Source organism: Yimella sp. RIT 621, assembly GCF_004146205.1.
Lineage (GTDB): Bacteria > Actinomycetota > Actinomycetes > Actinomycetales > Dermatophilaceae > Yimella > Yimella lutea.
On record NZ_SEIP01000003.1, the window covers coordinates 115,537 to 140,285 of the forward strand.

Here is a 24,749-nt window from a genome sequence, read left to right on the forward strand (position 1 = left end):
CCTAAACGTCGAACGTCGCCGATGTCCGCCGCTCAGACGTCGACGACGACGGTGAACGGCCCGTCGTTGACCAGCGACACCTGCATCATCGCGCCAAAACGTCCGGTGGCGACCTCGACCCCGGCGGCAACCAGCGCAGCGACGAGATCCTCGATGAGGGGTTCGGCGACCGGGCCGGGGGCGGCTGCGCTCCAAGAGGGACGTCGACCCTTGCGGGTGCTGCCGTACACGGTGAACTGCGAGACCACCAGCACTGGCGCACCGGCGTCCAGCACGGACTGCTCGTCGGCGAGGATGCGCAGCTCGCCGATCTTGCGAGCCATCGCGGCGACCTGTTCGGCACCGTCCTCGTGGGTGACACCGACCAGCGCCACCAGACCGGGACGATCGATGGCACCGACCGTCTCCCCTTCGACAGTCACTTCCGCGTGGGTGACCCGCTGCAGCACTGCCCGCATCAGACCGCCCGCACCGCACCGACCGGCTGCCCGTGGCCGAGGATCGGCGCGCTCGCAAGACGTTCGAGCACCTCTGCTTCCACCCCCAACTCGCGCAGTGCCGCTGCGGCGACCACCGGACGGGCCCGCTGGCCGCCGTCCGCGATCTTGACGACCACGCCACGACCGTCCGGGAGCCCGATCGCGTAGACCGCCTCGGCACCGTCCTTGGCCACCAGCCCCGGGACGCTGCGGATCAGATCGGTGACATCGCGTCGGGTGCCACCGAGAAACTCGGGGAACTCGCGGATCGCTTGTGCGACAACACGTTCCGGGCCGTCCGTGGCGGCCGCAAGGCGGCCGAACGCACGCGCGAGACCGAGCGGCGAAACCGCCATCACCGGAGCCCCGCAACCGTCGATCCCGGTCGCGGCGACGGACTCGCCGCACAGGTCGGCGAGCGCGTCCGCCATCGCGACCTGCAACGGATGGGACGGGTCCCGATACGTGGCGGTGTCCCAGTCGTTCACCACACACGTGGCGAGCATCGCAGCGTGTTTGCCCGAACAGTTCTGGGCGATGGACGTCGGTTCGTGGCCGGCCGCGAGCCATTCGCGCCTGGCCTGCTCGTCGTACGGCAGATCGGGGGTGTTCTGCAGGTCGTCCTCGGAAAGGCCGGCGCCGGCAAGGATGCGGCGCACGCCGTCGAGGTGGAAATCCTCACCCGAATGACTGGCGCTCGCCAGCGCCAGCAGGTCGGCGGGCAGGTCGAGTCCGGACCGCACCATCGCGAGCGCCTGGATCGGCTTGTTCGACGAGCGGGGAAAGTGCGGCGCGCTCGCGTCACCTCGTTCGAACAGCACCGAGCCCTGCGCGTCGACGGCCACGACGATGCCGCGGTGCACCGACTCCACGAATCCACTGCGTTCGACGACCGCGACGATGGGGGCTTCGGAGAGTGCTTGCTGCGATCGTTGAGTCACGCAGGCGAGGCTAACGACGAAGCCCCCACCGGGGCGAGGTGGGGGCTTCGTCGTTTCTGCTCAGTCGAGCAGGGTCGGTTGTCTTCAGGCGTTGCTGTTCGCCGAAGCAGCCTTCTTGGCCGGAGCCTTGCGGGCCGTGGTCTTGCGAGCAGTGGCCTTCTTGGCGACGGTCTTGCGCGCCGGACGCTTGGTGGCAGCGCCCTCCTTGGCGGCGTTGCTGCGGACCTCGGCGCGAGCCTCGTCCTCGACCTTGCCGGCGACGTCGGCGACGACCTTGGCGGCGTCCTTGCGGCCGGCCGCGAGGGTCGAGACGGCGTTGGTCTGCGCGTCCTTGGCGGTCTTGCGAGCGGTGCTGCGAACGTCCTTGGCCTGCTTGCGCGCGGTGGTCTCAATCCCGTCGACCTGCTTGCGCAGCGACTTCACGACCTTCTCGCCGCGCTTGGCGAGGGTGACGTACTGGTCGCCGGCCTCGATGCTGGCGTCGTCGATGACCTTGGTCGCGGTCGCGGGCAGCGCCTCGACCTGTTCGCGGACATCGGCGATCTGCTTGGTGAAGCGAACCTGCACGGCGGACGGCTTGAGCTCGGCACCGACGGTCAGCGCACGGTCACGGACGGTGGTGTAGACCGTGTCCGCAGCGCCGACGGCGGCGTACAGCGGGGTGGCTCCGGTGATGGACTTCTTGAGGTCGAACTTGGTGGCCATGGCCACTCCTTCCGGTTCGGTTATCTGGAGTATGTGCTGCCGATGCGGCCGGCGGATCAGTCCTCGGTGAACGATGCGTAAAGATCGAGGAGAACCTTGCGCTGCTTGTCCGAAAGGAGCGGGTCGGACTTGATCGCCACACGGGTGTCGATCAGCGTCTCGGTCTCGCCTGCTTCGTCCAAGAATCCGGCCTGCACGTACAACTGCTCGGCCGAGATCCGCAAACCCTTGGCCAGCGCCTGGAGTATCTCCGCGCTCGGCTTCTTCAGTCCCCGCTCGATCTGGCTGAGGTAGGGGTTGGAGATTCCCGAGCGTTCGGCCAGCTGCCGCAAGGACAACTGCGCCTGCTGGCGCTGGTCCTTGAGGTAACCGCCGAGATCGCTGACGGGGTTCGGAGTCATGTCTTCATTATGCTTGCTGCAGTTAGCACTTTGCAAGCCAGAGCAAGCGTGAGACGAGTCACACCGGTGGACTGTGTCGTCAGGCCCGCACGATCGGCGTCTGCGCCGCAGTCACATCGCCCGCGCGCAGCACGGCCTCCACCGGCACATTGCGCTTGACGACGGCCAGCGCGATCGGCCCTTCCACGTGATGACGGGCCACCGAGGTCAGTCGTCCGACGGCCCGTTCGTTCGCGGGCGCGAACAACTCGGCGCCCGGGTCGGGCAATACGTGGCCCGAACCGTCGAGATGCAGGAAGACGAGGCGGCGCGGTGGCTTGCCGAGGTTGTGCACCCGCGCGACGGTCTCCTGGCCGCGGTAGCACCCCTTGTGCAGATGCAGTGAAGTGCGTAGCCAATCCAACTCGTGCGGAATCGTGCGGTGGTCGGTGTCGACCAGGTGCCGCGGACGCCACTGGCTCACCCGCAACGCCTCTGCCGCCCAGGTGCCCGCGAGCGAACGTTCACCCACGACGGACCCCAGTTCATCGCGCGGAACGATCAGTTCACGCCACGCGCGACCGAACGCCGGGTGCGGCTCGACGTCGCAGTAGGCAGCCGTGTCCGGGCCGAGGTCGGGCCACGGGTCCACCCAGGCAAGCATCTCGACCGCCTCTGTCGACGGGTCGCCGAGCACCGCGAAATCGGCGCTGCGGTCGGCCACCTCGACGCGGAGCATGAACTGCATCGACCGCAACCAGGTCACCAGCGCCTCGGCGGTGCCCGGCTCCACGGTGATCCAGATGGTCTCCCCGTCGTCGATCAGGTGCAGGTCGTGCTCGACATGACCGTGTGGACTGAGCACCAGCGACTCGGTACTCACTCCCGGCTGCAGGTCGTCCAGCTTCTGCGTGGTGATCGAGTGCAACCAACTGCGACGGTCCGGCCCGCTCACGGTGACCACGCCCCGGTTGCTCAGGTCGACCAGGGCCTGCCTCGCCTCCAACAGTCGCTGTTCACGCATCGGGTCGCCGTAGTGCGCCGCCACGCCGGCGTCGAGCCCGTCGGCCTCGACCGCCTTCGGGCGATCCAGGAGCGGGGAGCGGTAATCGTCGAGCTTCGCAGCGTTCACGTGATCAGCGTACGTCCGCGTGCGCCTGCCTAGACTGGCGACCATGACTGACCCGAACGAGCCCACCGGACCCGCGAGCGACCGCCCGTCCGGCGACGCCGACCGCGACGACCGGTTGACGCCCCGTGACTCTCGGGGACACCACCGTGCGGTGGCCGCAGGCACCGGTGAAGGCCCGTCCGACGAAGCGGACCTCGCTGCTCACGACGAGCCGGACGACGTCGAGGAGCCGAAGAAGAGGGCCGGCTGCCTGAAGGTCGGTTGTCTGACCCTGCTGACGATGTTCGTGATCAGCGCGCTGGCCGTGGGTGGGTTCGCCGCGTACCTGAACTGGAAACTCGACAACAACATCCAGCGGTCGGACATGATCCCGGACGATGCCGGCCAGCCGACGCGCAAATCCGAGGCGGGCGAGGCCCTCAACATCCTGCTGATGGGTTCCGACTCTCGCAGTAAGGACCTCAACGACTCCAGCCGGTCCGATGTCATCCAACTGGTGCACATCAGCGACGACCGCAAGAGCGTCCAGGTCATCCACTTCCCGCGTGACCTTTACGTGTCCATCCCCGGGCACGGCAAGAACAAGATCAACGCGGCGTACGCGTACGGTGGCGAGAAGCTGCTCATCCTGACCCTGCAGAACCTGCTCGGCGTCAAGATCGACCACGCCGCTCAGATCGGCTTCGAGGGATTCGGCAAACTGACGAACACCGTCGGTGGTGTCGACGTCTACGTGCCGCAGCAGTACAACGACGGCAGGCAGACCTGGACAGTCGGCCGGCATCACATGGACGGCGAGCAGGCTCTCAGCTTCGTGCGCCAGCGCTACCAGTTGCGAGAAGGCGACATCGACCGCGGACGCAACCAGCAGGCCTGGATCAAGGCCGTGATGGCCAAGACGCTGAAGGCCGGCACCCTGCTGAACCCGGTCAAGCTCAACAAGATGGTCGACGACCTCACCGCCGACAAGAACCTTCGGGTCGACGAGGACATGCAGGTGCAGAGCATCGGCCTCAGTCTGCGCAACCTACGGATGAGCGGCGTCACCTTCTACACCGCGCCGTTCACCGGCCTGGGAAGTGACCCGAGGGCCGGGTCGATCGTGATCGCCGATGAGGCGAAGATCAAGCGCCTCGGGGCGGCCGTCGCCAACGACGACTTCAGCAACTACAGCGCCTCCACCAACGCGCTGCAGTAACTGCAGCAACACTCTTCAGACCCCACGACCGAGGAAGGCACCTTCATGCCGATCGAGATCGACCCCGACATGCCGCGCGACCTGGCTCCCCTGGCCTGGCTGATCGGACGCTGGGAGGGCGCCGGCGTGGTCGGCTACCCGACCATCGAGTCCGCGAACTTCGGCCAGGAGATCCACTGCTTCCACGACGGCCGCCCTTTCCTGGAGTGGCACAGCCGTACCTGGCTGCTGGATCAGGAGGGCAACAAAGTGCGTCCGTTGGCGACCGAGCTCGGATTCTGGCGTCCGCTGCCTGACAACGAGGTCGAGCTGGTGCTCACCCACCCGTTCGGCGTCGTCGAGCTGTACTACGGCCGCACGTCCCCTGCGAAGATAGAACTTCGCACCGACGGTGTGCTGCGCAGCCCGAGCGCCAAGGAGTACTCCGCGGGCGCCCGGATGTACGGCTACGTCAACTCGAATCTGATGTGGGCCATGGACATGGCAGCGATGGGTGAACCGTTGCAGAGCCACGTGTCCGCCGAACTCAAGCGGGTCGCCAACCACTGACCCTTCGCCGACCGGTGCCCGCTCACCGGGTCAGGGCCCAGACCACGGCGAACGGCACGATCCCGACCACCAGGACGCTCCCTGCGCCGAGGGCGACCGCGGCCGGCGCCTCGGACGCGCGTGGCAGTGAGCCCACCACGCGACGCAAGGCGTGTGCAATGCCACAGGCGGCGAGCGCACTGAGCATCGGTGCGTTCCAAGGGGTTTCGCTGAGCACGCCGAGTGCGGCTCCGGCCGCCACGGCCAGCAGGAGACTGATCGGCAGCGACCATTCACCCAGCGTCCGGCCGCCGAGGAAGAAATCGACGACCACACCGACGGCCACGCCGAGACAGGCCGCGTAGGTGACGAACTTCGCGTCGAACTCGACCAGGGTGCTCAGGTGGAACGCGCCGACGGCGAGCACGGCAAGCCCGAACACCGCGCCTGCGATCGAGAGAGTCAGTGAACGCCGACCATCACTGCGAAGGAGTTCGTGCAGGAACGCCACCATCAGACCGATCGCGAGCGCCGTCGTCAGCCAACGAAGGCCGTGCGAACGGGGCGCGAGCAGTTCGACGACGCCGATCCCGACCAGTCCGGCGAGCAGGACAGCCGAACTGCCCGGTGGGCGAGGCAGATCCAGCAGGATCGGCCAGCCCCACGCGACGGCAACGCCGCAGGCGATCAGCGCGAGGGCCAACGGGAGCGCACCGCCGTAGGTGCCGAGTGCGACGGCCGCGCCGGCAGCGAGTCCGGAGACGACGGTCAGGGCGCCCGGGCTCGGGCGTTCCTCGACGTCTTCCTGGTCGCTGTGTCGCACGGCGGACATCATGGCAGCCCGGGTGGCCGCTGACTCACTCATGGGCTGCGTGTCATCCGCCGGCGAAGGGCGGCAACACCTCGATGACGTCGGACGGCCCGACCTCATGGGAGGCCTCCACCCGGCGACCGTCGACGAGCAACGCGCAGTGCGGGACGACGGAGGCGAGCGCCGGACGCTGCTGGATCACGAGTTCGAGGGCCTGGGCGACGGTGGCGGCCTCGACCGCTTCGGTCTCCACCCCGGCCGCTGCCTTGGCACCGGCCCAATAACGCATCGTCGGCATGACCCCAGCGTACGGCCCGAGGTCGGCTACTCCTGGTGTCGCACCGGCACACCGACGAAAGTGCGCCGGAAGTGACGCAGATTACTGACGCGCAGCCGCTGTCGAACCTACTCTGGTCTGTCATGGCCAACCTGCTGCTGCTCACCGACGCCCGCGGGGCGAGCGTCGAGGTGCTGCCGGCTTTGGCCCTGCTGGGTCACCGGGTCCGGATCCTGCCCGCGGTGACCGACGTACTGGTCGACCCACCCCCGAGTGACGCCGTGCTGGTCGATGCTCGCCGCGATCTGGTCGGGGCCCGGACGATGGCCAGGTTTCTGCGCGGAGCCGGCTCGACCGATCCCGTCCTCGGTATCTTCACCGAAGGCGGGCTGGCCGCTGTCAACGCCGACTGGCAACTCGACGACGTGCTGCTCGACAGTGCAGGTCCGGCCGAAGTTGAGGCACGTCTGCGTCTGGCACTGTCGAGCCGACCCGAGCAGGAGGACGAGAACCTCACCAAGATCGTGGTCGGCGACCTGGTCATCGACGAACAGGCGTACTCCGTGCGCGTCGGACGCACCATGCTCGATCTCACTTACAAGGAGTTCGAGCTGCTGAAGCAGTTGGCGGCCCACCCGGGACGCGTGTTCACCCGCGCGCAGTTGCTGCAGGAGGTGTGGGGATACGACTACTTCGGGGGCACCCGCACAGTCGACGTGCACGTGCGTCGCCTGCGCGCCAAGCTCGGACCGGAGAACGAGTCGTTCATCGGGACGGTCCGTAACGTCGGGTATCGATTCGCCGGGCCGCGCGAGGCGCGCGGCAGTGACGAGAAGGCCTCCGAGATCGATCAGAGCGAGCACGCCGACACCTGACCGCTCTGACCCGGACGTGGTGGAATCGGAGCATGGACCGTCCAGCACTTTCCGACGTCGTGACCCTTGCCGCCGCTGCCGAAGCCGTCGACGGTGTCGCCCCGCTGTCGGAGGCCACCTTCCTCGCCCTTGACGCCCCTGCGTCCGATCAGGAGCTGCACGGCTACGTACAGGGAGCGGGCGGCCTGGACGCCTACTCCCACCTGCGGCTGGAGGATGACGGCACCGCCTGGGCCGAGATCGTGGTCCATCCTCGCGCCCGCCGCCACGGCCACGCGAGTCGTTTCCTGGAGTTCGTCCGTAACCAGAATCCGCAGATTCGGGTGTGGGCGCACGGTGATGTTCCGGCCGCGCAGGAGACCGCGAAACACCGAGGGATGCAGGTCGTCCGCGACCTGTGGGTGATGTCCCGTCCGGTCGACGACAGCATCACGGATCCTGTTGTGCCCGAAGGTTTTTCGACCCGCTCCTTCCGGCCCGGTGATGAGGAGGACTGGCTCGCGGTCAACGCACGCGCGTTCGCGCACCACCCCGAGCAGGGACGGATGACCTTGCCCGACCTGCAGGCGCGCATGGCGGAGCCGTGGTTCGACCCGTCCGGCCTGCTGTTGGTCTTCGACGACGCGACCGGCCGGCTCGCGGCCAGCCACTGGACCAAGATCGCCGAGCCGTCGAGTGGCGTCGGCGAGGTGTATGTGGTGGCCGTCGACCCCGAGTTCCAGGGGCGCGGCCTCGGCGGTTACGTCACCTCGATCGGGTTGGCACACCTGCGGGACAAGGCAGTTCGGGAGATCGAGTTGTACGTCGAGGGCGACAACGAGCCGGCGATCGCCACCTACCGCCGTCGCGGATTCGAGCGGTCTGCGCAGGACGTCATGTACGCCTGGCCCGGACAGGCCTGACACCATGGGCGCCATGGACGCGGTGGAGCAGAAGACGGAGCACGACGCCGAGCAGGACGCGCAGAGCACGCCGGCGGCGACTGCCGAGACAGATGCGCACGCACCGGCCGCCAGCGACGTCGCGCTCGCCCGCATGGCCGAGCGTGCGCAACGTGCCCGTGGCTCGAACGGACGGTTCATCCGCTCGGCCGAGACCGGCGCCGACGACGCCACCGGTGAGTTGCCCGACGACCGCTTCCTGGACCGTGAGGTCTCCTGGCTGCAGTTCAACGAGCGCGTGCTCGAGCTCGCCAACGACCCCGAGGTGCCACTGCTGGAGCGGGTCCGGTTCCTGACGATCTTCGCCAGCAACCTCGACGAGTTCTTCATGGTGCGCGTCGCCGGGCTGAAGCGACGGATCGCCGCTGGTATCGCGGTGCGTTCGGCCTCCGGGTTGGAGCCGCGCGAGGTGCTCGACGCGATCTCGCAGGCCGCCCACGAATTGATGGACCAGCATGCTTTCGCCTTCCACGAGGTGATCCGAACGGCGCTGCTGGACGAAGGCATCAGCATCCTGCGGCCGGACCAGCTGACCGAGCCCGAACTCGCGCACGTCGACACCTACTTCCAGGAACGCATCTACCCGGTGCTCACTCCGCTGGCGGTCGACCCGGCGCACCCGTTCCCCTATATCTCCGGCCTGTCGCTGAACCTCGCTGTGCTGCTGGTGAATCCGAAGACCGGACGCGAGCACTTCGCCCGGGTGAAGGTGCCCTCGGTGCTCCCCCGGCTGATCCACCTGCCGGCCGACGAGACCAGCGACGAGTTGTACGAGGACCGCTTCGTGTCGATCGAGGACGTCATCGCCAAGAACCTCGGCGAGCTGTTTCCCGGCATGCAGGTCGCCGAACACTTCACCTTCCGCGTCACCCGCAACGAGGACCTCGAGGTCGAGGAGGACGACGCCGAGAACCTCCTCACCGCGCTGGAGAAGGAGCTCACCCGGCGCCGGTTCGGCCCGCCGGTGCGACTCGAGGTCGCCGACGACATGGACGATCACGTCCTGGAGATGCTGGTCCGCGAACTCGGCGTGCACCGCAAGGAGGTCTACCGACTGTCGGAGCCGCTCGACCTGCGCGGCCTGTCACAGGTCGCCGACCTGTCCCGCACCGAACTGCGCTGGCCGGCCTTCGTGGCAAAGGCGCACCCGGCGCTGTCCCCGGTCGAGCGCTCGACGCAGGCCGACATCCTGGGCGAGATGCGCGGCGGCGACATTCTGCTCCACCACCCGTACGACTCGTTCTCCACCAGCGTCCAGGCGTTCATCGAGCAGGCGGCGGCCGACCCGCAGGTGCTCGCCATCAAGCAGACGCTCTACCGCACCAGCGGTGACAGCCCGATCATCCAGGCGCTCATCGAGGCAGCCGAAGCCGGCAAACAGGTGCTCGCGGTCGTCGAGATCAAGGCCAGGTTCGACGAGGAGAACAACATCTCCTGGGCCCGCAAGCTGGAGCGGGCGGGCGTCCACGTCGTGTACGGCCTGGTCGGGCTGAAGACGCACGCGAAATTGTGTCTGGTCGTGCGTCAGGAGGGCGACACGATTCGTCGTTACTGCCACGTCGGCACCGGCAACTACAACCCGAAGACCGCGCGGCTGTACGAGGACCTCGGCCTGCTGACCAGCGATCCCGTGGTCGGCGAGGACCTCACTCGCCTGTTCAATCAACTCTCCGGAATGGCCCCGCGCGCCCGGTTCAGACGGCTCTTGGTCGCCCCGCGCTCGGTCCGATCCGGCCTGATCGCGAGGATCGAGGAAGTCGCCGAAGCAGCCCGCGCCGGCGGCTCGGCGACCGTGCAGATCAAGGTCAACTCGATGGTCGACGAGAAGATCATCGATGCGCTCTACCGCGCCTCGCAGGCGGGCGCTCATGTCGACGTCTGGGTGCGCGGCATCTGTGCGCTGCGCCCGGGCGTGCCCGGGATGTCGGAGAACATCCGGGTGCGATCCGTCCTGGGTCGCTTCCTCGAGCACTCCCGAGTGTTCCGGTTCGCCGTCGACGGCGGCGACGAGACCGTCTACATCGGCAGCGCCGACATGATGCACCGCAACCTCGACCGTCGTGTCGAGGCGCTGGTGCAGGTCATCGACCCCAAGCACGTCCGGGCCCTAGGCGAACTGCTCGCCCTCGGCATGGCAGACACGTCCGCGTCGTGGCACCTGCAGGCCGACGGACACTGGGAGCGCCACCACAAGGACGCGTCCGGCGACCCGCTGATCGACGTCCAGGCCGATCTCATCGCCACCTACGCCCGTCGCCGCACGAAGGCACAGCGCCGTTGAGCCAGACGAACGGACAGGCCCCGTTGGCGACGATCGGCGCGAGCGGTGTGGTCCTGTGGCGCCGGCACCGCGGCGCGTTGCAGGTGCTGCTGGTCCACCGCGCCAAGTACGACGACTGGTCGTGGCCCAAGGGCAAGCTGGATCCCGGCGAGTCATGGATCGAGGCGGCAGTGCGCGAGGTGCAGGAGGAGACCGGGCTGCGTGCCCGCGTCGGCATCCCACTGCCGGACGCGAGCTACCCCTTGCGCTCGGGCGAACTCAAGCACGTCCAGTACTGGGCCGGCGAGGCGATCGCGGGCGACGGCGCCCTTGAGAACGAGATCGATGATGTCGCATGGTTGCCGGTCGACAAGGCCTTGGCACGGTTGAGCTATACCCGCGATTCCATTCAGCTCCAAGCGATCGTCGAAGCCGAGCGCCGGTTCGGGTTGGCCACCTGGCCGTTCGTCGTCGTCCGGCACGCGGTCGCCGTGCCCCGGGTCGACTGGGACGGCGAGGACTCCGAGCGTCCGCTCACCCCGGACGGAGTCGAACGCTCCCGCACACTCGTCCCGTTGCTGGACGCCTACGCCCCCACCCGCATCCTGAGTTCGGCATCGGTTCGTTGCTCGGCCACGGTCGCGCCCTATGTGGAGCATGCCGATATCGAGCCGATCTTCAAGGACGGACTGTCGGAGGAGGGCTTCGCCGACGACCCGCGCAAGGTGGTCAAACATGTCGCCCGCGCGTTCGCCAGGACCGACCCGGTTGCCTTCTGCACACACCGTCCGGTACTGCCTTCGATGCTGCTGCAGATCGCCAGCTACTGCACTCCGGGTGGACTGGCCGGCACGACCTTGCGCGGCCTCGCCGAGAACGGGATGGACAAGGGCGAGGCACTGGTCTGTCACGTTGCCGGGGCGGGTGACACGGCGCGCGTGGTCGCCGTCGAACGCCACCGACCTTGACCTCGCCGGCGTTTCTTGGTCAACCGTCCGGGTCCACGCTGTGATTCGGGCCACACGAGGGCCGCGTCAATAACAGAACCGCAGGTGGCGGTGGGATTTCGATGTGGCCAGTTCACCGTGTGTTCACCGACTGGGGGTCATTCGGTCACGTGCCCTGCCTACCTTCGCATCGTCGGTGCATCTGCCGGCGTATCTGGTAGTCACACCTGAGAGGTTCCCCCGTGAAGATCACGCGTTCCGGCCGCGCAGCCAGCGTGGCACTCGTTGCCGCCTTTGCCCTCACCGCTTGCGGCAGCGACAGCAACACCCCCGGATCGAGCGACAGCTCCAAGGACAACGGCTCCACGAGCTCTTCCTCGGCCGCCGGCGGTGCAGAGGGCGGCAAGGACGAGTGCGGCACCACCAAGATCACCGCCGAGGGTTCGACCGCCCAGGACAACGCGATCCAGGACGTCATCGCTTCCTACGGAGAGAAGTGCGCCGACGCCGGCGTCACCTACAACGGCACCGGCTCGGGTGCAGGTATCAAGCAGTTCATCGCCAAGCAGGTCAACTTCGCCGGCTCCGACTCGGCGCTGAAGACCAAGGAGAAGGACGGCAAGATCGAGCAGGCCGAGGCCGACAAGGCGTGCGCCTCCCCGGCGTGGAACCTGCCGATGGTCACCGGCCCGATCGCCATCACCTACAACCTCCCGGGTGTCGACAAGCTCGTCCTCACCCCGGCCGTGATGGCCGACATCTTCAACGGCAAGATCGCCAAGTGGAACGACAAGGCGATCGCCGACCTCAACAAGGACGCGAAGCTGCCGGACAGCGACATCAAGCCGATGTTCCGCTCCGACGAGTCGGGCACCACCGAGAACTTCACCAAGTACCTCGCCGCCTCGGCGAAGGACAAGTGGACCGCAGAGCCGGCCAAGAAGTGGTCCGGCAAGGGTGAGGGCAAGGCCAAGACCGCCGGTGTGGCATCCGCCGTCAAGAGCACCGAGGGAGCCATCGGCTACGTCGAGTGGGGCGCAGCCAAGGACAACAAGCTGTCGTACGCACAGGTCGACAACGGTTCCGGTGCTGTCGAACTGACCGGCGAATCGGCCGGTAAGGCCGTCGCCGCCGCGAAGGTCGACGGCAAGGGCCACGACCTGAAACTGAAGCTCGACTACGCGACCAAGGAGGCCGGCGCCTACCCGATCCTGCTGGTCACCTACGAGATCGTCTGCTCGAAGTACCCGGACGCCAAGGTCGGAGCGAGCGTCAAGGCGTTCCTGAACCACTTCGCCTCGGACGACGCGCAGAAGGCCATCGAGGAGATCGGCTACGCACCGCTGCCGGGCGAGATCGCCGGCAAGGTCAAGAACGCCATCGGCGCCATCAAGTGATTCACCGTCGGTGGTGGGTCGGCGATCGCCGGCCCGCCGCCGACGTTTGCACTTTCTCTTCATCTGCGAGTTAGGTAGCACGCATGACCTCCATCACCGGAGTCTCGGCCGCGGACAGCAGTCCCGACCCGGACGGCCGCACGCCACTCGAGGGCGATCGCGCCAACACCGGACGTCTGGGTGACAAGCTCTTCGGCGGAGCCGCCACCGCCGCCGGACTGATCATCATCCTGATCGTCACCCTGATCGGCGTCTTCCTGATCGCCCAGGCGATTCCGGCGCTGCTGAAGAACAAGGACAACTTCCTCACCTCACAGGCCTGGGACGTCTCCAACCCTGACGAGATGCGCTTCGGCATCGCCCGTCTGCTCTGGGTGACCGTGAGTTCCTCGGTGGTGGCCATGCTGATCGCGGTGCCCCTGGGCGTCGCCATCGCGCTCTTCCTGACGCAGTACGCGCCCAAGTGGCTGGCCAAGCCGGCCGCGTCCCTGGTCGACCTGCTCGCAGCTGTGCCGTCGATCGTCTACGGCCTGTGGGGCGCCAACATCGTCGGCCAGTACTTCAAGCCGGTCGGTGACTTCCTCAACACTTACTTCGGCTGGATCCCGTTGTTCGCAGATGCGAGCAATGCGCGCGGGTCGTCGATCGCGTTCGTCTCCATCGTCCTCGCGATCATGATCCTGCCGATCGTCACCGCCCTGTCCCGCGAGGTGTTCGCCCAGACCCCGGCAGCCCACAAGGAAGCCGCGCTCGCCCTCGGTGCCACCAAGTGGGAGATGATCCGTACAGCCGTGCTGCCCTTCGGCAAGCCGGGCGTGATCTCGGCGGCGATGCTCGCACTCGGCCGAGCCCTCGGCGAGACCCTCGCGGTCATGCTGATCGTGTCTGCCCTGGCCGGCGGTTCGGAATGGAACCTTTCGTTGCTTGCCGGCGGCGAGACCTTCGCCTCCAAGATCGCCAACAACGCCGGTGAGTTCGACAGCCCCAGCAAGACCGGCGCCTACATCGCAGCGGGTCTGGTGCTGTTCATCCTCACCTTCGTGGTCAACGCGATTGCCCGTATCGTCATCGAGCGCCGGAAGGCCTTCACCGAATGAGCACCGTCGACACTGCCACCGCCACGAACCAGCACGTCGATCTCGGCTCGAAGTCCGCCGGACGCGCGGCCAAGGACAAGGTCGCACAGGCGGTCATGTGGCTGGCCTTCGTCATCGCGATGATCCCGCTGGTCTGGATCCTCGCCACCGTCATCGTCAAGGGTGGCTCCCTGCTGCTGGAATCGCAGTGGTGGACCCACTCCCAGCAGGGCATCACCAACCGTCGCGAGGGTGGCGGTGCGGTCCACGCGATCCAGGGCACCTTGCTGCAGGGCTTCGTCACCGCGCTCATCTCGGTCCCGATCGGTGTCTTCACCGCGGTCTACCTGGTCGAGTACGGACGCGGCAAGCTCGCCCGCGCGGTCAGCTTCATGGTCGACATCCTCACCGGCATCCCCTCGGTGGTCGCGGCGCTGTTCATCTACGCGCTCTGGGTGACCACCTTCGGATTCAACCGAATCCCGTTCGCCGTCTGTCTCGCACTCACGATCCTCATGGTGCCGACGATCGTCCGCTCCACCGAGGAGATGCTCAAACTCGTCCCGAACGAACTGCGTGAAGCCTCGTACGCCCTGGGTGTGCCGAAGTGGAAGACGATCGTGAAGATCGTGCTGCCGACGGCGTTCTCCGGCATCGTCACCGGCATCCTGCTGGGCCTCGCCCGGGTCATGGGCGAGACCGCACCGTTGATCATCCTGGCGCCCTACTTCCGCTCGATCTCGACCAACCTGTTCGACGGCCTGATGGGCACGCTGCCGACGATGATCAACGACGGTCGCGACAACATGGGTCTCGTGCCCACCCAGGAGCGCGTGTGGGCGGCTTCGCTCACCCTGATCCTGCTCATCCTCGTGCTCAACCTGCTCGGCCGGCTCGTCAGCCGGATGAGCAAGGTGAAGAGCTGACCGCCGTTTTCGTCACAAGAAGGAATCACGTACATGGGTAAGCGCATCGACGTCCAGGACCTGAACGTCTACTACGGCGACTTCAAGGCGGTCGAGGACGTCACGATGACGGTCGAGCCCCGCTCGGTGACCGCGTTCATCGGTCCGTCCGGCTGCGGCAAGTCCACCTTCCTGCGGACGCTGAACCGGATGCACGAGGTCATCCCCGGTGGACGCGTCGAGGGCAAGGTGCTGCTGGATGACCAGGATCTCTACGCCAACGGCGTCGACCCGGTCGGTGTGCGCCGCACGGTCGGCATGGTGTTCCAACGTCCGAACCCCTTCCCCACCATGTCGATCGGTGACAACGTCACCGCGGGCCTTCGCCTCAACGGCATGAAGAACAAGGAGGAACTCACCGAGCGGACCGAACGTGCGCTGCGCGGTGCGAACCTCTGGGAAGAGGTCAAAGACCGCCTCGACAAGCCGGGTGCGGGGCTGTCCGGTGGCCAGCAGCAGCGTCTGTGCATCGCCCGCGCGATCGCGGTGCAGCCGCAGGTGCTGCTGATGGACGAGCCGTGTTCGGCGCTCGACCCGATCTCCACGCTCGCGATCGAGGACCTGGTTCACGAGTTGAAGGAGGACTACACGATCGTGATCGTGACCCACAACATGCAGCAGGCGGCGCGCGTCTCGGACAAGACCGCCTTCTTCAACCTCGCGGCCACCGGCAAACCCGGCCGGCTCGTGGAGATGGACGACACCACGACCATCTTCAACAACCCGAAGGTCAAGGCGACCGAGGACTACATCTCCGGCCGCTTCGGCTGATCGGCTGATTCGGGCCGGAGCCCGCCGGCGGCGATCAGGGGGATTCGCCGACGCGACAAGGCCCCGCACCACGAAAAGTGGTGCGGGGCCTTGGTCGTATCCGGGCGGGGAGCGCCTCACGGCGCGTGGCCGCTCGTAGCGGCTGATTTTGGGACCCGGGGCTGCCGCCGCCCGAACACGTAAGAGCCTAACCCGCCCCGACCGGGGTTTGTTCCCCTGACCGGGTGATCGTGACGAGCTACTTCTTGAGCTGACCTTCGGCCATGACGGTCTTGCCCTTGCCGGCGCACTTGTCGTGGTGATGGGAGACGTCGTCGCGGGCCTTCTCACGGGATCGACGCCCGGGGCCGCGCCAGTCGCAGCTCTTGCAGAGCCCGAAGGTGAAGCTGCCGACGTCCTCGGTCAGGTGCTTCTCCTTGACCTCGACGGTCAGCTTCTTGTGACCCCCGATCGGCGGCTTGAGGCGCAGCTTGACCGAGGTCCATTTGTTCTTACCCACGGCCGGAACGGTATCCCCCACCCCCGAAGTAGGACAACCGTCCAAGAGGAACTGTGATCGTCCTCATAACGCCGTGATGCACTGAGCTCAATGCAATGTGCCTGACCGCCAGGCGGCCGCTGCTCGCCGCAGGTCCGACGCAGTACCTCGCATGGCGGAGGCGGACACTGTCTGGGTGCGTGCCGCCTCGTCGTCGTAGCCGTCGCTGAAGTCCGCGCGGTGTGCTCGACCCGTCGCGACGACCTCGCAAAACGCAGCGGCACGCTCGAGCGCGGTGTCGAGTTCGCCGCGATAGACGCCGGTCAGAATCGCGTCACCGAGAGCCAGCATGGCATCCGGTGACGGGGGCTCGGCCGAGCCGGCGATGGCCGCGGGCACGTCGGCGCGCAACCTGCCCTCGGCGAAGTCGGCGGACGCCCCCGCAGCGTCCCGGACGATCCACTCACGCAAGGCGTACAGGCGCCACAGGGCACCGGGAAGACTCACCGCCGGCTGCCTCGACCACAGGTCGGCAACCGTCGACAGCCCGAGTTCGCCGACCAGGTTCACCAGTCGCGCCGTCAGGGCCGGGTCATCGTCCGCGCGGCCGGTGCGCACCAGAATCGCGGCGGATTCGTGCGCGATCTCGCTGGCCCGCGCCGGGTCGAAGCTGCCGACGTGCGACTCGATCTGTTCCGGGGACATCGGTTGGGGACGCCGGGGGCGACGCTGCTCGTCGGACATTGCTCCAGGTTACGCGTCCATGCGGTTGAGACCGAGCACGACGATGACCGGCTCCCCCGCCTCATCGGACGCTGCCAACGGCACCTCGGCATCGATGCCCCAGTCCAGGTCACCCTCGGGGTCGAGCACGACCTGACGGACCCGCCACAGGTCGGCCTGCTGCTCGATGCGCAACAACTGTGGACCCCGTGCGTCAGGGGTAAGCACCATCTCGTCGTGATCGTCGAAGTAGTGCGAAAGGTCCTGCGACCACGCGGCCTCATCCATCACGATCTGCGTGGGCGGGTCGGTCGACTCGCTCGCCGCACGGTCAAGCGCGGCCAACCGATCGACGCGGCGGATCGACGCGAGTTGGACGCGCCGGAACATCGCATTGCGGATCTGCACCCGGAAGGCCCGTTCGTTGCGGGTGACACCGCGCGGCGTCGGCGGGATCACCTCCGCGGTGAGCAGTTGCGTCGGGTTGGTGAGCGCTTCCCACTCGTCGATGAGGCTGGAGTCCGTCTGGCGGATCGACTCCCCCAACCACTCGACGATGTCGTCGATCTCCTCGTTCTTGCGGGTGTCCGGCAGCAGTTGACGCATCGTGCGGTAGACATCGGTGAGATAGCGCAGCACGACCCCCTCGGAGCGGGACAACTCGTATTGGCGTACCAATTCGCCGAAGCTCCAGGCGTTCTCGTACATCTCCCGGACGACGGACTTCGGCGAGAGCGCCTCCTGCGGCACCCACGGCTGGTTGCTGCGGTAGGTCTCGAAGGCGGCCGTGAGCAGTTCCTCCAGCGGCTTGGGCCAGGTGACCTCCTCCAGCAGTTCCATCCGTTCCTCGTACTCGATTCCGTCGGCCTTCATCTGGGCGACGGCCTCGCCGCGTGCCCGGTACTGCTGGGCCCGCAGGACCGGGAAGGGGTCCTCGAGAATCGCCTCCACGACAGACACGACGTCGAGTGCGTAGGTGGGTGACTCCGGGTCGAACACATCCAGCACCGCGAGTGCGAACGGTGACAGTGGTTGGTTGAGGGCGAAGCTCTCGTGCAGGTCCGCGGTGAGTTCGACCTGACGACCGTCGTCCAGCGGTGCGTCCAGTCGGCGCACGACTCCGGCTGCGAGAAGCTCCCGGTAGAGGGCGATGGCCCTTTTCGACAGTCGCCGCTGACGACGCTCGTCCTCGTGGTTCTCGCGTAGCAGACGGCTGATCGCTGCGTACGGATCCCCCTCGCGCGCAACGACATTCAGGATCATAGAGTGTGTGACCCGCATGCGGGACTGCAGCGCCTCCGGGGCTGAACCGACCAGTTTGTCGAAGGTCTCCTCGGTGTAGTTGATGAAGCCCTCGGGCGGCTTCTTGCGCTGCACCTTGCGCTGCTTCTTCGGGTCGTCACCCGCCTTGGCCAGCGCGCGGGCGTTCTCGATCTGATGGTCGGGCGCCTGGACGACGACGGTTCCGCTGGAGTCGAACCCGGCCCGACCCGCGCGACCGGCGATCTGATGGAACTCGCGCGACTTGAGCAGCCGCTGCTTGGTGCCGTCGAACTTGGTGAGCCCCGTGAAGACCACCGTCCGGATGGGGACGTTGATTCCGACGCCCAGGGTGTCGGTGCCGCAGATGACCTTGAGCAGTCCACGCTGGGCGAGGGTCTCGACCAACCGGCGGTACTTGGGCAGCATGCCGGCGTGGTGCACCCCGATGCCGTGTCGGATCAGCTTGTTCAGTTGCTTGCCGAAGCCGGCCGAGAACCGGAACCCACCGATGAACTCACCGATCTGCGCCCGCTCGTCGGCGGTGAGGATCTTGAGCGAGAGCAGTGATTGCGCTCGTTCCAGCGCGGCGGCCTGGGTGAAGTGGACGACGTACACCGGCGCCTGGTGCGTGGTGAGCAGTTCCTCGAGCGTCTCGTGCAGTGGGGTCATCGCCCACTCGAACGACAACGGCACCGGGCGCTCGGCGTTCGCGACGACTGCAGTCGGTCTACCCGTGCGGCGGGTGAGGTCCTGCGCGAAGAAGCTGACATCGCCGAGAGTCGCCGACATCAGCACGAACTGGGCCTGCGGGAGTTCCAGCAGGGGTACCTGCCACGCCCAACCGCGATCCGGATCGGAGTAGAAGTGGAACTCGTCCATGATCACCATGCCGACGTCCGCCGAACTGCCTTCGCGCAGAGCGATATTCGCGAGGATCTCGGCGGTGCAGCAGATGATCGGGGCGTCGGCGTTGACCGACGCGTCGCCGGTGAGCATGCCGACGTTGTCGGCGCCGAAAATCTCGCAGAGGGCGAAGAACTTCTCCGACACCAGCGCCTTGATCGGAGCCGTGTAGAAGCTCACGCGGTCGTCGGCCATCGCGACGAAACTCGCCGCCGTCGCGACCATCGACTTTCCCGAGCCGGTCGGCGTCGCCAGGATCACGTTCGCCCCGGAGAGGATCTCGATGATCGACTCTTCCTGGTGCGGGTAGAGCGACAACCCACCGTCCGTGGCCCACCCGGCGAACGCCTCGTAGAGCGCATCGGAGTCGGGACTCTCAGGGATACGCGCGGTGAGGTCGGGTGCCTTCGACGGCGAGGTGGTGGTCATCAGCGACCATCCTGCCAACACTCGCTCGGCCGTCCGAATCGCCGGTTCGCTCCGCCGGTTTTCGGGTCCGCTGTGCGGTAGGTAGGCTGACCTCCGCTCGCCACGCGAGCGAGGGCCTTTAGCTCAATTGGCAGAGCAGTGGACTTTTAATCCATTGGTTCCGGGTTCGAGCCCCGGAGGGCCCACCCCGCGCACAAGGCTCGAACCCTTGCTCGAAGAATCATTGGGCTGGGTTCGGGCCTTGTCGGCGTTCTGAGCCCAGTTGAGGGCGTTGGCGTTGACCTCGGGGTCGAGCAGCATCTCGAAGGGCCGGTTGTTCTCGACGCGGAGTTCGTCGTCCTCCTCGATGTTGACCTTGGTGAAGAAGGCTTGGTTGCACAGGCGCCGGTTGGCTTCGTCGCACCGAGCGTAGATGTCGGCGCAGTTCTCCAGCAGGTTGAGCGCGTCGTCCAGGTGGGCGCGGGCGTCGGCGTACTCGCCGTGGTGGGCATCGATGCGGCGGTTGATGCTGTCCAGTTCGGCGAGGATGCGGTCTTGTTCGCGTTTGAGCAGGGACAGCGGGATCGCGTCGGCGTAGTGGGCTTGCAGCAGTCGTTCTTGTTCGTGTTGGAGCCGGTCACGGCGAGTGGTGAGCCGGGCGAGTTCGTCGGTCTCGGCGACCATGAGCTGGTCGAACTCGTGGTGCAGCATCCCGGCGAGAGCTTCGCGCTGGGCAGTGGTGATCTGGATGCGCTGGTAGTAGTCCTCGATCAGCTTCTCCACGTCGGCGATCAGGACCGCCCCGCGGGCACAGTCGGTGCGCTTGGAGTGCCGGCCGGAGCAGACGAAGTAGCAGTAGACGTTGCCGTGCCGGTTCTTCGCGTTGGACACGATCAACCTCGACCCGCACAGCCCGCGGTGGATAGTGCCTTTGAGGTAGTGGTCGTGGACCTGCGTAGCCTCGGCGGCAGGCTTGTGCGCGGTGAGCACCGCCTGCACCGGGTACCAGACCTCGGCCGGCACGAGCGGTGCGTGGGCGCCCTTATAGCTGACGCCGCGGTAGGTGACATCGCCCTTGTAGTACGGGTTGGTCAGCAGCCGGTGCACCGAGGACACCGCGAGCGGCTTGGACGGGCGTTTCGGTGTAGGGAGGCTGAGGAGTCCGCGGGAGGTAAGTTCGTCGTGGAGCTGGCTGACGGTCCAGTTCCCCGAGGCGTAGGCCTTGAACGCCCACTCGATCAGCGGAGCACGTTCGGGATCGAGCTGCACGGTGCGGACCTCACGACCGTTCTGGTCACGTTCGCGGACGTTGAGGTAGCCGATGGCCGCCTTGCCGAGAGTGCCGCCATTGGTGGCCTTCTGCGTCATACCCTTGCTGACCTCGGTGGCGAGGTTGCGGGAGTAGAACTCCGCGATGGTGGACATGATCCCGTGCAGCAGCATCCCCGAGGGCGTCTCATCGATGTTCTCCGTCGCCGAGACCAGCAGCACGCTGGCTTGCTGGAGGGCGAGGTGGATGGTCACGCCGTCGGCGCGATTGCGCGCGAGCCGGTCGACCTTGTGCACGATGCAGTAGGCGACCTTGTTGGCCTTGACGTAGCGGATCATCCGCATCAGCTCGGGCCGGTCAGCGGTGCGTGCGGACCCCCCAGCGTCGATGAACTCCTCGGTGATCACCGCGCCGAGCGCTTCGGCCTTGCGGCGGTTGGCCTCCCGTTGTGTGGGGATGGAGAAGCCCTCGTCGCGGCCGCCCTTCTCCGCCTGCTCCTTGGTCGAGACCCGCAGATAGAACACCGCCAGTGCGGCACTCTCGGGCGGGTCAATTAGGCTGGACACCGCATCGGTGCGGCTAGACCCGGCCTGGTGGGCATCGGTGGTAATCGTGGTCCTTCTCTCACGCGAATCGACCCTCGCGTCCCGTGGACCGGATGGTTCGGACCGGTGGTGTTGATCGTGAGAGCAGCCCGGAGGGCTGTAGTGGCGACACGATGGGTCGCGTTGCGTGTTCCCCGCCAATCGGCGAGGTTGAGGACCACAACACCCCGCGCGGTAACGCGAGGCTTGCTGGCTTCATTCTAGTCTTGGCCTGACGCGGGCCGGTAGTCGCCGATGCCGCGTCGGTATCGAAGATGCCGTCGGTGGTGGGTCGGTAGGTGTCGGGTGGTTCGGTCGCGCGGTGTTCGGCGCGGGTGCGGCCGGTCTCCTGCAAGGTCAGCTGGATCAGCACTTCGGCGAGCTTGTGCAGGTCGGGTCGGTCCCGGTGCACCGCACGCACGGAGAACGAGCGGTCCGCGTAGCGGCGCCGGCCGGTTTTCTTCACATACGCGCTCACCGGTCCCGCACCTCCCCGGTCGTCGGATCGATGTCCAGATCGGCGTCGAAGTCGGCGCTGGTGTCGAGCTGGGCGTAGAACTCGTCCTCGGCTTCCTGGCGGCGGCGTACCTCGGCCTGCACCCATTCCACGAACTCGGCGTCCCGGTCGGCGTTGACGATGTCCTCCACCGGAGGTGCTGCATCCTCTCCGGGCCAGGTGGTCTGCCGGGTGGGGCGGTCGCAGTCCAGACGAGTGCCGCAGGCGGCAACCCATTCGCGCAGCCGGTTGCGGGTCTCAGCGAAGTCGCGATGCCACCCCGCTGGTGCGCTGCCGTTCTGCTCGGGGTCGTAGGCGCACAGCCAGTGCAGATGCAAGGCGCTGAGTTCCCACATGAGTTCGGGGTGGTGGTGCCAGAACGGCGGAACCACCGACGCGGGGAGGCCGTAGGTTTGCCGCAGCCAGTCCACCCACCGGTTCAGCGCGAGCCATTCGGTCTCCAGCTCGTGCGCGGTCAACAGGTTCCAGTTCACCGGATGCGGCGGCTCGGCCACATCCGCTGCACTCACCCGCGGCGGGCCGTCGAAGACATCCGACTCATTGTCCACCTCCGGCTCGTCCACGTTGGGGTCGTCGTGGTCGCTCATCGTCGCGGCCCCCTTCGCTCACAGACTCAGCGCCGCCGACTGCGCCGCCGGCGCCGGCCGCTGCGGCGCCTCGGACCCGGCCGCCTCCCGCTCGATCGCCGGACGGCGCGGGCTGCGGTCCACCTCGTAGCGGGTGCGGGCGGTGTCGTGGCCCAGCTTCTTGGCGACGAACTCCTCACCCTCGACGTTCTGCCCGTCCCGCTCGTAGTTGACTTCGCGGGTGTAGCCCTCGGCTGTGAAGTTGTCGCCTTGGCGAACCGGGCGTGGGCGTGCTCGGCCGAGCGGTCGAACATCACCATGTGGTGGTAGGTCGTCTCGGTCTGGGTGAACGACCCGTCCTCCTCCCGGCGGAAGTGCTCCTTGCCGATCCAGGCGCAGAACCTCGCGTGCCCCTTCGAGGTCTGGGTGAGCTGCGGGTCCGAGGCGATGAACCCCGACAACGACTCCTGCGTGTGAATAGCCATGACAAGCGCCTTTCTGACATCTGGCAGCCCGCGTCGTCTAGGGCCGCTCGTGTCAGGCAGGTGCACCGCTGGCACCACGAAACTGCCGCTCAGGTGTCGGCGGGACGACGCAGCAGCGCCTCGACCTCGCCGCGGTCTCTGCCGAGCTGGGTTGCGTCGGGGCGGGTCGGCCAGGCGCGCAGGTCGGTCACAATCGGCGGCGCACTACGGAGGAGGGTGACGCCGGTCCCGAACGGCAAGGTGCGGATGCGGTCCGGCGGCAGGATCAGCACCCGCCTGATGGAGCGCTTGTTCGACCGGGTGCCGTGATCGCCCGAGAACACGGCGCAGAAGATCGACTTCGCCCGCGCAAGAAGTGCGCTCGCACGGTCACGTGCCACTGCTCGCCAGCGCCCGACCGCCGCCGAGCGACGACCTGTCGAGCCCGCTCCCCCCCCGACCGGCGCCTGTGACGCGACCCTACCCGGGCCGCACGCAAGATCCGACACGTCGAGATGCGTCACGGAACTGACTGCAAGCGAGACAATCGTCAGGAGCGCGGTACAGGTCTCCATCAGAATGGCCTAACTGCGTCAGGTGCTATCTCGACTACGAGGTGAGGAGGACGAGGCCGATGATGAGACAGCCTCGCTGGTGCCGGCGCTGGAGCGAGGGGCCGAGGCGACAGCGATGACCAACATGACGCCAGACCTCGGTGCTCTCTACCTCCGCCATCGAGACGCTATGCACAAGGTTGCCGCCTCAGTGCTGCGCGAAGCTGGTCGCGCCTCTGAGGCGGCAGACGCGGTGCAAGAGGCGATCGTCTCCATCATGGCTTCGCCGCCGGAGAATGTGCGGAACTGGGAAGCATTTCTCGTGACCGCGGCGAAGCGAAAGGCGCTGGATCGAATCAGATCAGCAGAGGTACGGCACGCCGGGCCCGAGTTCGTCGAAGCCGTCCATGACCGTGCCGATGATTCCGACTTCGCAGAAGACGTCGCGGAAGCCATCGACCAACAAGAGCGAGCCGGTCATGCATGGGACTGTCTCGCGATACTGGACGAACGCCATCGAAAGGCGGTGTGGGAGACCGCAGCGTTGGGGCGGCGGCGATCTGAGGTGGCAGCCGAAATGAACGTGAGTCCGGCGCGTGTGAGCCAGATGGCGACACGATCGCTAGCGCTCCTTCGAGAGGAAATGCACAGAAGGGAGGAAGGAAACCATGAATGACGACGAACGCGACAGGCTTGTCGCCGAGCTGCTCGAACGGCCCCAAGAGCGTGAACTTATCTTGCGTGACGTCGAGCTGAACGACCGAGAGCGCGTAGAACTTGATGGCATCGTTGAGACGGCGGACGCACTCTGGCTTGCCGCCCAAGGCGCGCCAGCACTTGAAGATGACCCCGTGGCAGCAATGCTGGGTCTACTCCCTGACAGAGAATGTCGTCTCGACTCTGCCGCATTGTCTCGTGTAAGAAAGCGTGCGCGACTGAGCGTCAGTGACGTTGCCGCACGCTTGGATGAGCGAGGGTGGCAGTTCGACAAGAGCGACGTTTTCAGGTGGGAGACTCGTACAGCGGCAGACGTATCTCCCGCCGTGGTCCAGGCAATCGCTGACATCTTCGGAGCATCGGTAGACGACCTAATCTCAGCTCCGTCGACGGCTTCTCTGCCCGATCAAGTAGGCGCTGTACGCGCACATCCGCTGTTTGAACAACTCGTCACGCGCTGGTCACAGGCCCGACGAGTGTCACGTGCCGTGGCTGCTGCGACGCTCGAAAGCCGGATGCTTGCGACCGTGCACCGCGGGGAGCACCCCGATACAGAACAACTGTTGCGCTCCCTCGACGCCCTTGTCGCCTCCGTCGAGCAAGCCGACCGAGGGTGAGT

24 protein-coding genes, 1 tRNA gene and 3 pseudogenes are annotated in these 24,749 nt (G+C 66.8%); 13 read left to right on the top strand and 15 right to left on the bottom strand.

Features of this window, described 5'->3' with window-relative positions; translation table 11 throughout:
• Positions 1–32 precede the first annotated feature (32 nt).
• The 5 genes from dtd to EU513_RS04050 form a co-directional block, all read right to left on the bottom strand.
• Positions 33–458, bottom strand: a complete 426-nt coding sequence (gene dtd / locus EU513_RS04030) for a D-aminoacyl-tRNA deacylase (RefSeq protein WP_129624611.1) — start codon at positions 456–458, stop codon at positions 33–35.
• Entirely contained in the window at positions 458–1,420 is a 963-nt protein-coding gene (locus EU513_RS04035) for an asparaginase (RefSeq protein WP_129624612.1), read from the bottom strand. The genes dtd and EU513_RS04035 overlap by 1 nt, the downstream gene beginning before the upstream one ends.
• Before the next feature lie 84 nt (positions 1,421–1,504).
• The gene (locus EU513_RS15720; RefSeq protein WP_168990135.1) at positions 1,505–2,125 is read right to left on the bottom strand and encodes a hypothetical protein; all 621 of its coding nucleotides are present in this window, start codon (positions 2,123–2,125) and stop codon (positions 1,505–1,507) included.
• 56 nt (positions 2,126–2,181) lie between these two features.
• Positions 2,182–2,526 (bottom strand): helix-turn-helix domain-containing protein, encoded by a 345-nt coding sequence (locus tag EU513_RS04045; RefSeq protein ID WP_129624613.1) that lies wholly within the window; start codon positions 2,524–2,526, stop codon positions 2,182–2,184.
• Positions 2,527–2,605: 79 nt separating this feature from the next.
• On the bottom strand, positions 2,606–3,637 hold the full coding sequence (locus EU513_RS04050; RefSeq protein ID WP_240795911.1) for a folate-binding protein: 1,032 nt from the start codon (positions 3,635–3,637) through the stop codon (positions 2,606–2,608).
• Between the two features lie 43 nt (positions 3,638–3,680).
• Between EU513_RS04050 and EU513_RS04055 the strand changes: the two genes are divergently transcribed.
• Together EU513_RS04055 and EU513_RS04060 are read left to right on the top strand one after the other, a co-directional pair.
• Complete coding sequence (locus EU513_RS04055) at positions 3,681–4,835, top strand: LCP family protein (RefSeq protein WP_129624615.1); 1,155 nt, start codon at positions 3,681–3,683, stop codon at positions 4,833–4,835.
• A gap of 45 nt (positions 4,836–4,880) precedes the next feature.
• Positions 4,881–5,384, top strand: a complete 504-nt coding sequence (locus tag EU513_RS04060) for an FABP family protein (protein ID WP_129624616.1) — start codon at positions 4,881–4,883, stop codon at positions 5,382–5,384.
• Between the two features lie 22 nt (positions 5,385–5,406).
• Here the strand turns inward: EU513_RS04060 and EU513_RS04065 are convergent, their stop codons facing one another.
• Together EU513_RS04065 and EU513_RS04070 are read right to left on the bottom strand one after the other, a co-directional pair.
• Positions 5,407–6,228, bottom strand: coding sequence for a hypothetical protein (locus EU513_RS04065; RefSeq protein WP_129624617.1), 822 nt, complete (start codon positions 6,226–6,228; stop codon positions 5,407–5,409).
• Positions 6,229–6,238: 10 nt separating this feature from the next.
• Positions 6,239–6,472, bottom strand: coding sequence for a MoaD/ThiS family protein (locus EU513_RS04070; RefSeq protein ID WP_129624618.1), 234 nt, complete (start codon positions 6,470–6,472; stop codon positions 6,239–6,241).
• 122 nt (positions 6,473–6,594) lie between these two features.
• Here EU513_RS04070 and EU513_RS04075 point away from each other — a divergent pair, with 122 nt between their 5' ends.
• The 8 genes from EU513_RS04075 (at position 6,595) to pstB (ending at position 15,683) form a co-directional block, all read left to right on the top strand.
• Positions 6,595–7,326: a response regulator transcription factor gene (locus tag EU513_RS04075; protein WP_129624619.1), complete on the top strand. Its 732-nt coding sequence runs from the start codon at positions 6,595–6,597 to the stop codon at positions 7,324–7,326.
• Between the two features lie 32 nt (positions 7,327–7,358).
• Positions 7,359–8,228 carry a mycothiol synthase gene (gene mshD, locus EU513_RS16090; protein ID WP_129624620.1) on the top strand — a complete coding sequence of 290 codons (870 nt, stop codon included), beginning with the start codon at positions 7,359–7,361 and terminating at the stop codon, positions 8,226–8,228.
• A gap of 13 nt (positions 8,229–8,241) precedes the next feature.
• Positions 8,242–10,548 carry an RNA degradosome polyphosphate kinase gene (locus EU513_RS04085; RefSeq protein ID WP_205744664.1) on the top strand — a complete coding sequence of 769 codons (2,307 nt, stop codon included), beginning with the start codon at positions 8,242–8,244 and terminating at the stop codon, positions 10,546–10,548.
• Positions 10,545–11,495: an NUDIX hydrolase gene (locus EU513_RS04090; RefSeq protein WP_129624622.1), complete on the top strand. Its 951-nt coding sequence runs from the start codon at positions 10,545–10,547 to the stop codon at positions 11,493–11,495. The genes EU513_RS04085 and EU513_RS04090 overlap by 4 nt, the downstream gene beginning before the upstream one ends.
• A gap of 221 nt (positions 11,496–11,716) precedes the next feature.
• Positions 11,717–12,871 carry a phosphate ABC transporter substrate-binding protein PstS gene (pstS, locus tag EU513_RS04095; protein WP_129624623.1) on the top strand — a complete coding sequence of 385 codons (1,155 nt, stop codon included), beginning with the start codon at positions 11,717–11,719 and terminating at the stop codon, positions 12,869–12,871.
• A gap of 83 nt (positions 12,872–12,954) precedes the next feature.
• Positions 12,955–13,968 carry a phosphate ABC transporter permease subunit PstC gene (gene pstC, locus EU513_RS04100; protein WP_129624624.1) on the top strand — a complete coding sequence of 338 codons (1,014 nt, stop codon included), beginning with the start codon at positions 12,955–12,957 and terminating at the stop codon, positions 13,966–13,968.
• Positions 13,965–14,873, top strand: a complete 909-nt coding sequence (pstA, locus tag EU513_RS04105) for a phosphate ABC transporter permease PstA (protein ID WP_129624625.1) — start codon at positions 13,965–13,967, stop codon at positions 14,871–14,873. Before pstC ends, pstA begins: the two co-directional genes overlap by 4 nt.
• A gap of 33 nt (positions 14,874–14,906) precedes the next feature.
• A complete protein-coding gene (gene pstB / locus EU513_RS04110) occupies positions 14,907–15,683 on the top strand; it encodes a phosphate ABC transporter ATP-binding protein PstB (protein WP_129624626.1) in 777 nt (258 codons plus the stop codon).
• 238 nt (positions 15,684–15,921) lie between these two features.
• Here pstB and EU513_RS04115 read toward each other — a convergent pair whose 3' ends face one another.
• The 3 genes from EU513_RS04115 to EU513_RS04125 form a co-directional block, all read right to left on the bottom strand.
• The gene (locus EU513_RS04115; protein WP_205744665.1) at positions 15,922–16,182 is read right to left on the bottom strand and encodes a hypothetical protein; all 261 of its coding nucleotides are present in this window, start codon (positions 16,180–16,182) and stop codon (positions 15,922–15,924) included.
• A gap of 87 nt (positions 16,183–16,269) precedes the next feature.
• Complete coding sequence (locus tag EU513_RS04120) at positions 16,270–16,905, bottom strand: hypothetical protein (protein ID WP_129624627.1); 636 nt, start codon at positions 16,903–16,905, stop codon at positions 16,270–16,272.
• Between the two features lie 9 nt (positions 16,906–16,914).
• A complete protein-coding gene (locus EU513_RS04125) occupies positions 16,915–19,479 on the bottom strand; it encodes an RNA helicase (protein ID WP_129624628.1) in 2,565 nt (854 codons plus the stop codon).
• A gap of 112 nt (positions 19,480–19,591) precedes the next feature.
• Here EU513_RS04125 and EU513_RS04130 point away from each other — a divergent pair.
• Positions 19,592–19,664 (top strand) — tRNA-Lys (locus EU513_RS04130).
• Positions 19,665–20,502: 838 nt separating this feature from the next.
• On the opposite strand, the pseudogene EU513_RS16305 reads toward EU513_RS04130, so the two are convergent.
• From EU513_RS16305 to EU513_RS04155, 5 genes and pseudogenes are all read right to left on the bottom strand, one after another.
• Positions 20,503–21,294: pseudogene (locus EU513_RS16305) on the bottom strand (recombinase family protein); the annotation flags it as partial.
• A gap of 58 nt (positions 21,295–21,352) precedes the next feature.
• Positions 21,353–21,790: a hypothetical protein gene (locus tag EU513_RS16310; protein WP_240795912.1), complete on the bottom strand. Its 438-nt coding sequence runs from the start codon at positions 21,788–21,790 to the stop codon at positions 21,353–21,355.
• Positions 21,787–22,416: a hypothetical protein gene (locus EU513_RS04145; RefSeq protein ID WP_129624629.1), complete on the bottom strand. Its 630-nt coding sequence runs from the start codon at positions 22,414–22,416 to the stop codon at positions 21,787–21,789. Before EU513_RS04145 ends, EU513_RS16310 begins: the two co-directional genes overlap by 4 nt.
• A gap of 18 nt (positions 22,417–22,434) precedes the next feature.
• Positions 22,435–22,880, bottom strand: a pseudogene (locus tag EU513_RS16315) (single-stranded DNA-binding protein).
• An 89-nt stretch (positions 22,881–22,969) separates the two neighbouring features.
• Positions 22,970–23,203 (bottom strand): annotated as a pseudogene (locus tag EU513_RS04155) (type VI secretion protein); the annotation flags it as partial.
• A 346-nt stretch (positions 23,204–23,549) separates the two neighbouring features.
• On the opposite strand from EU513_RS04155, the gene EU513_RS04160 reads away from it, so the two are divergent.
• Entirely contained in the window at positions 23,550–24,089 is a 540-nt protein-coding gene (locus tag EU513_RS04160) for a sigma-70 family RNA polymerase sigma factor (RefSeq protein WP_205744666.1), read from the top strand.
• A complete protein-coding gene (locus EU513_RS04165; RefSeq protein WP_129624630.1) occupies positions 24,082–24,747 on the top strand; it encodes a helix-turn-helix domain-containing protein in 666 nt (221 codons plus the stop codon). The genes EU513_RS04160 and EU513_RS04165 overlap by 8 nt, the downstream gene beginning before the upstream one ends.
• Positions 24,748–24,749: the final 2 nt, after the last annotated feature.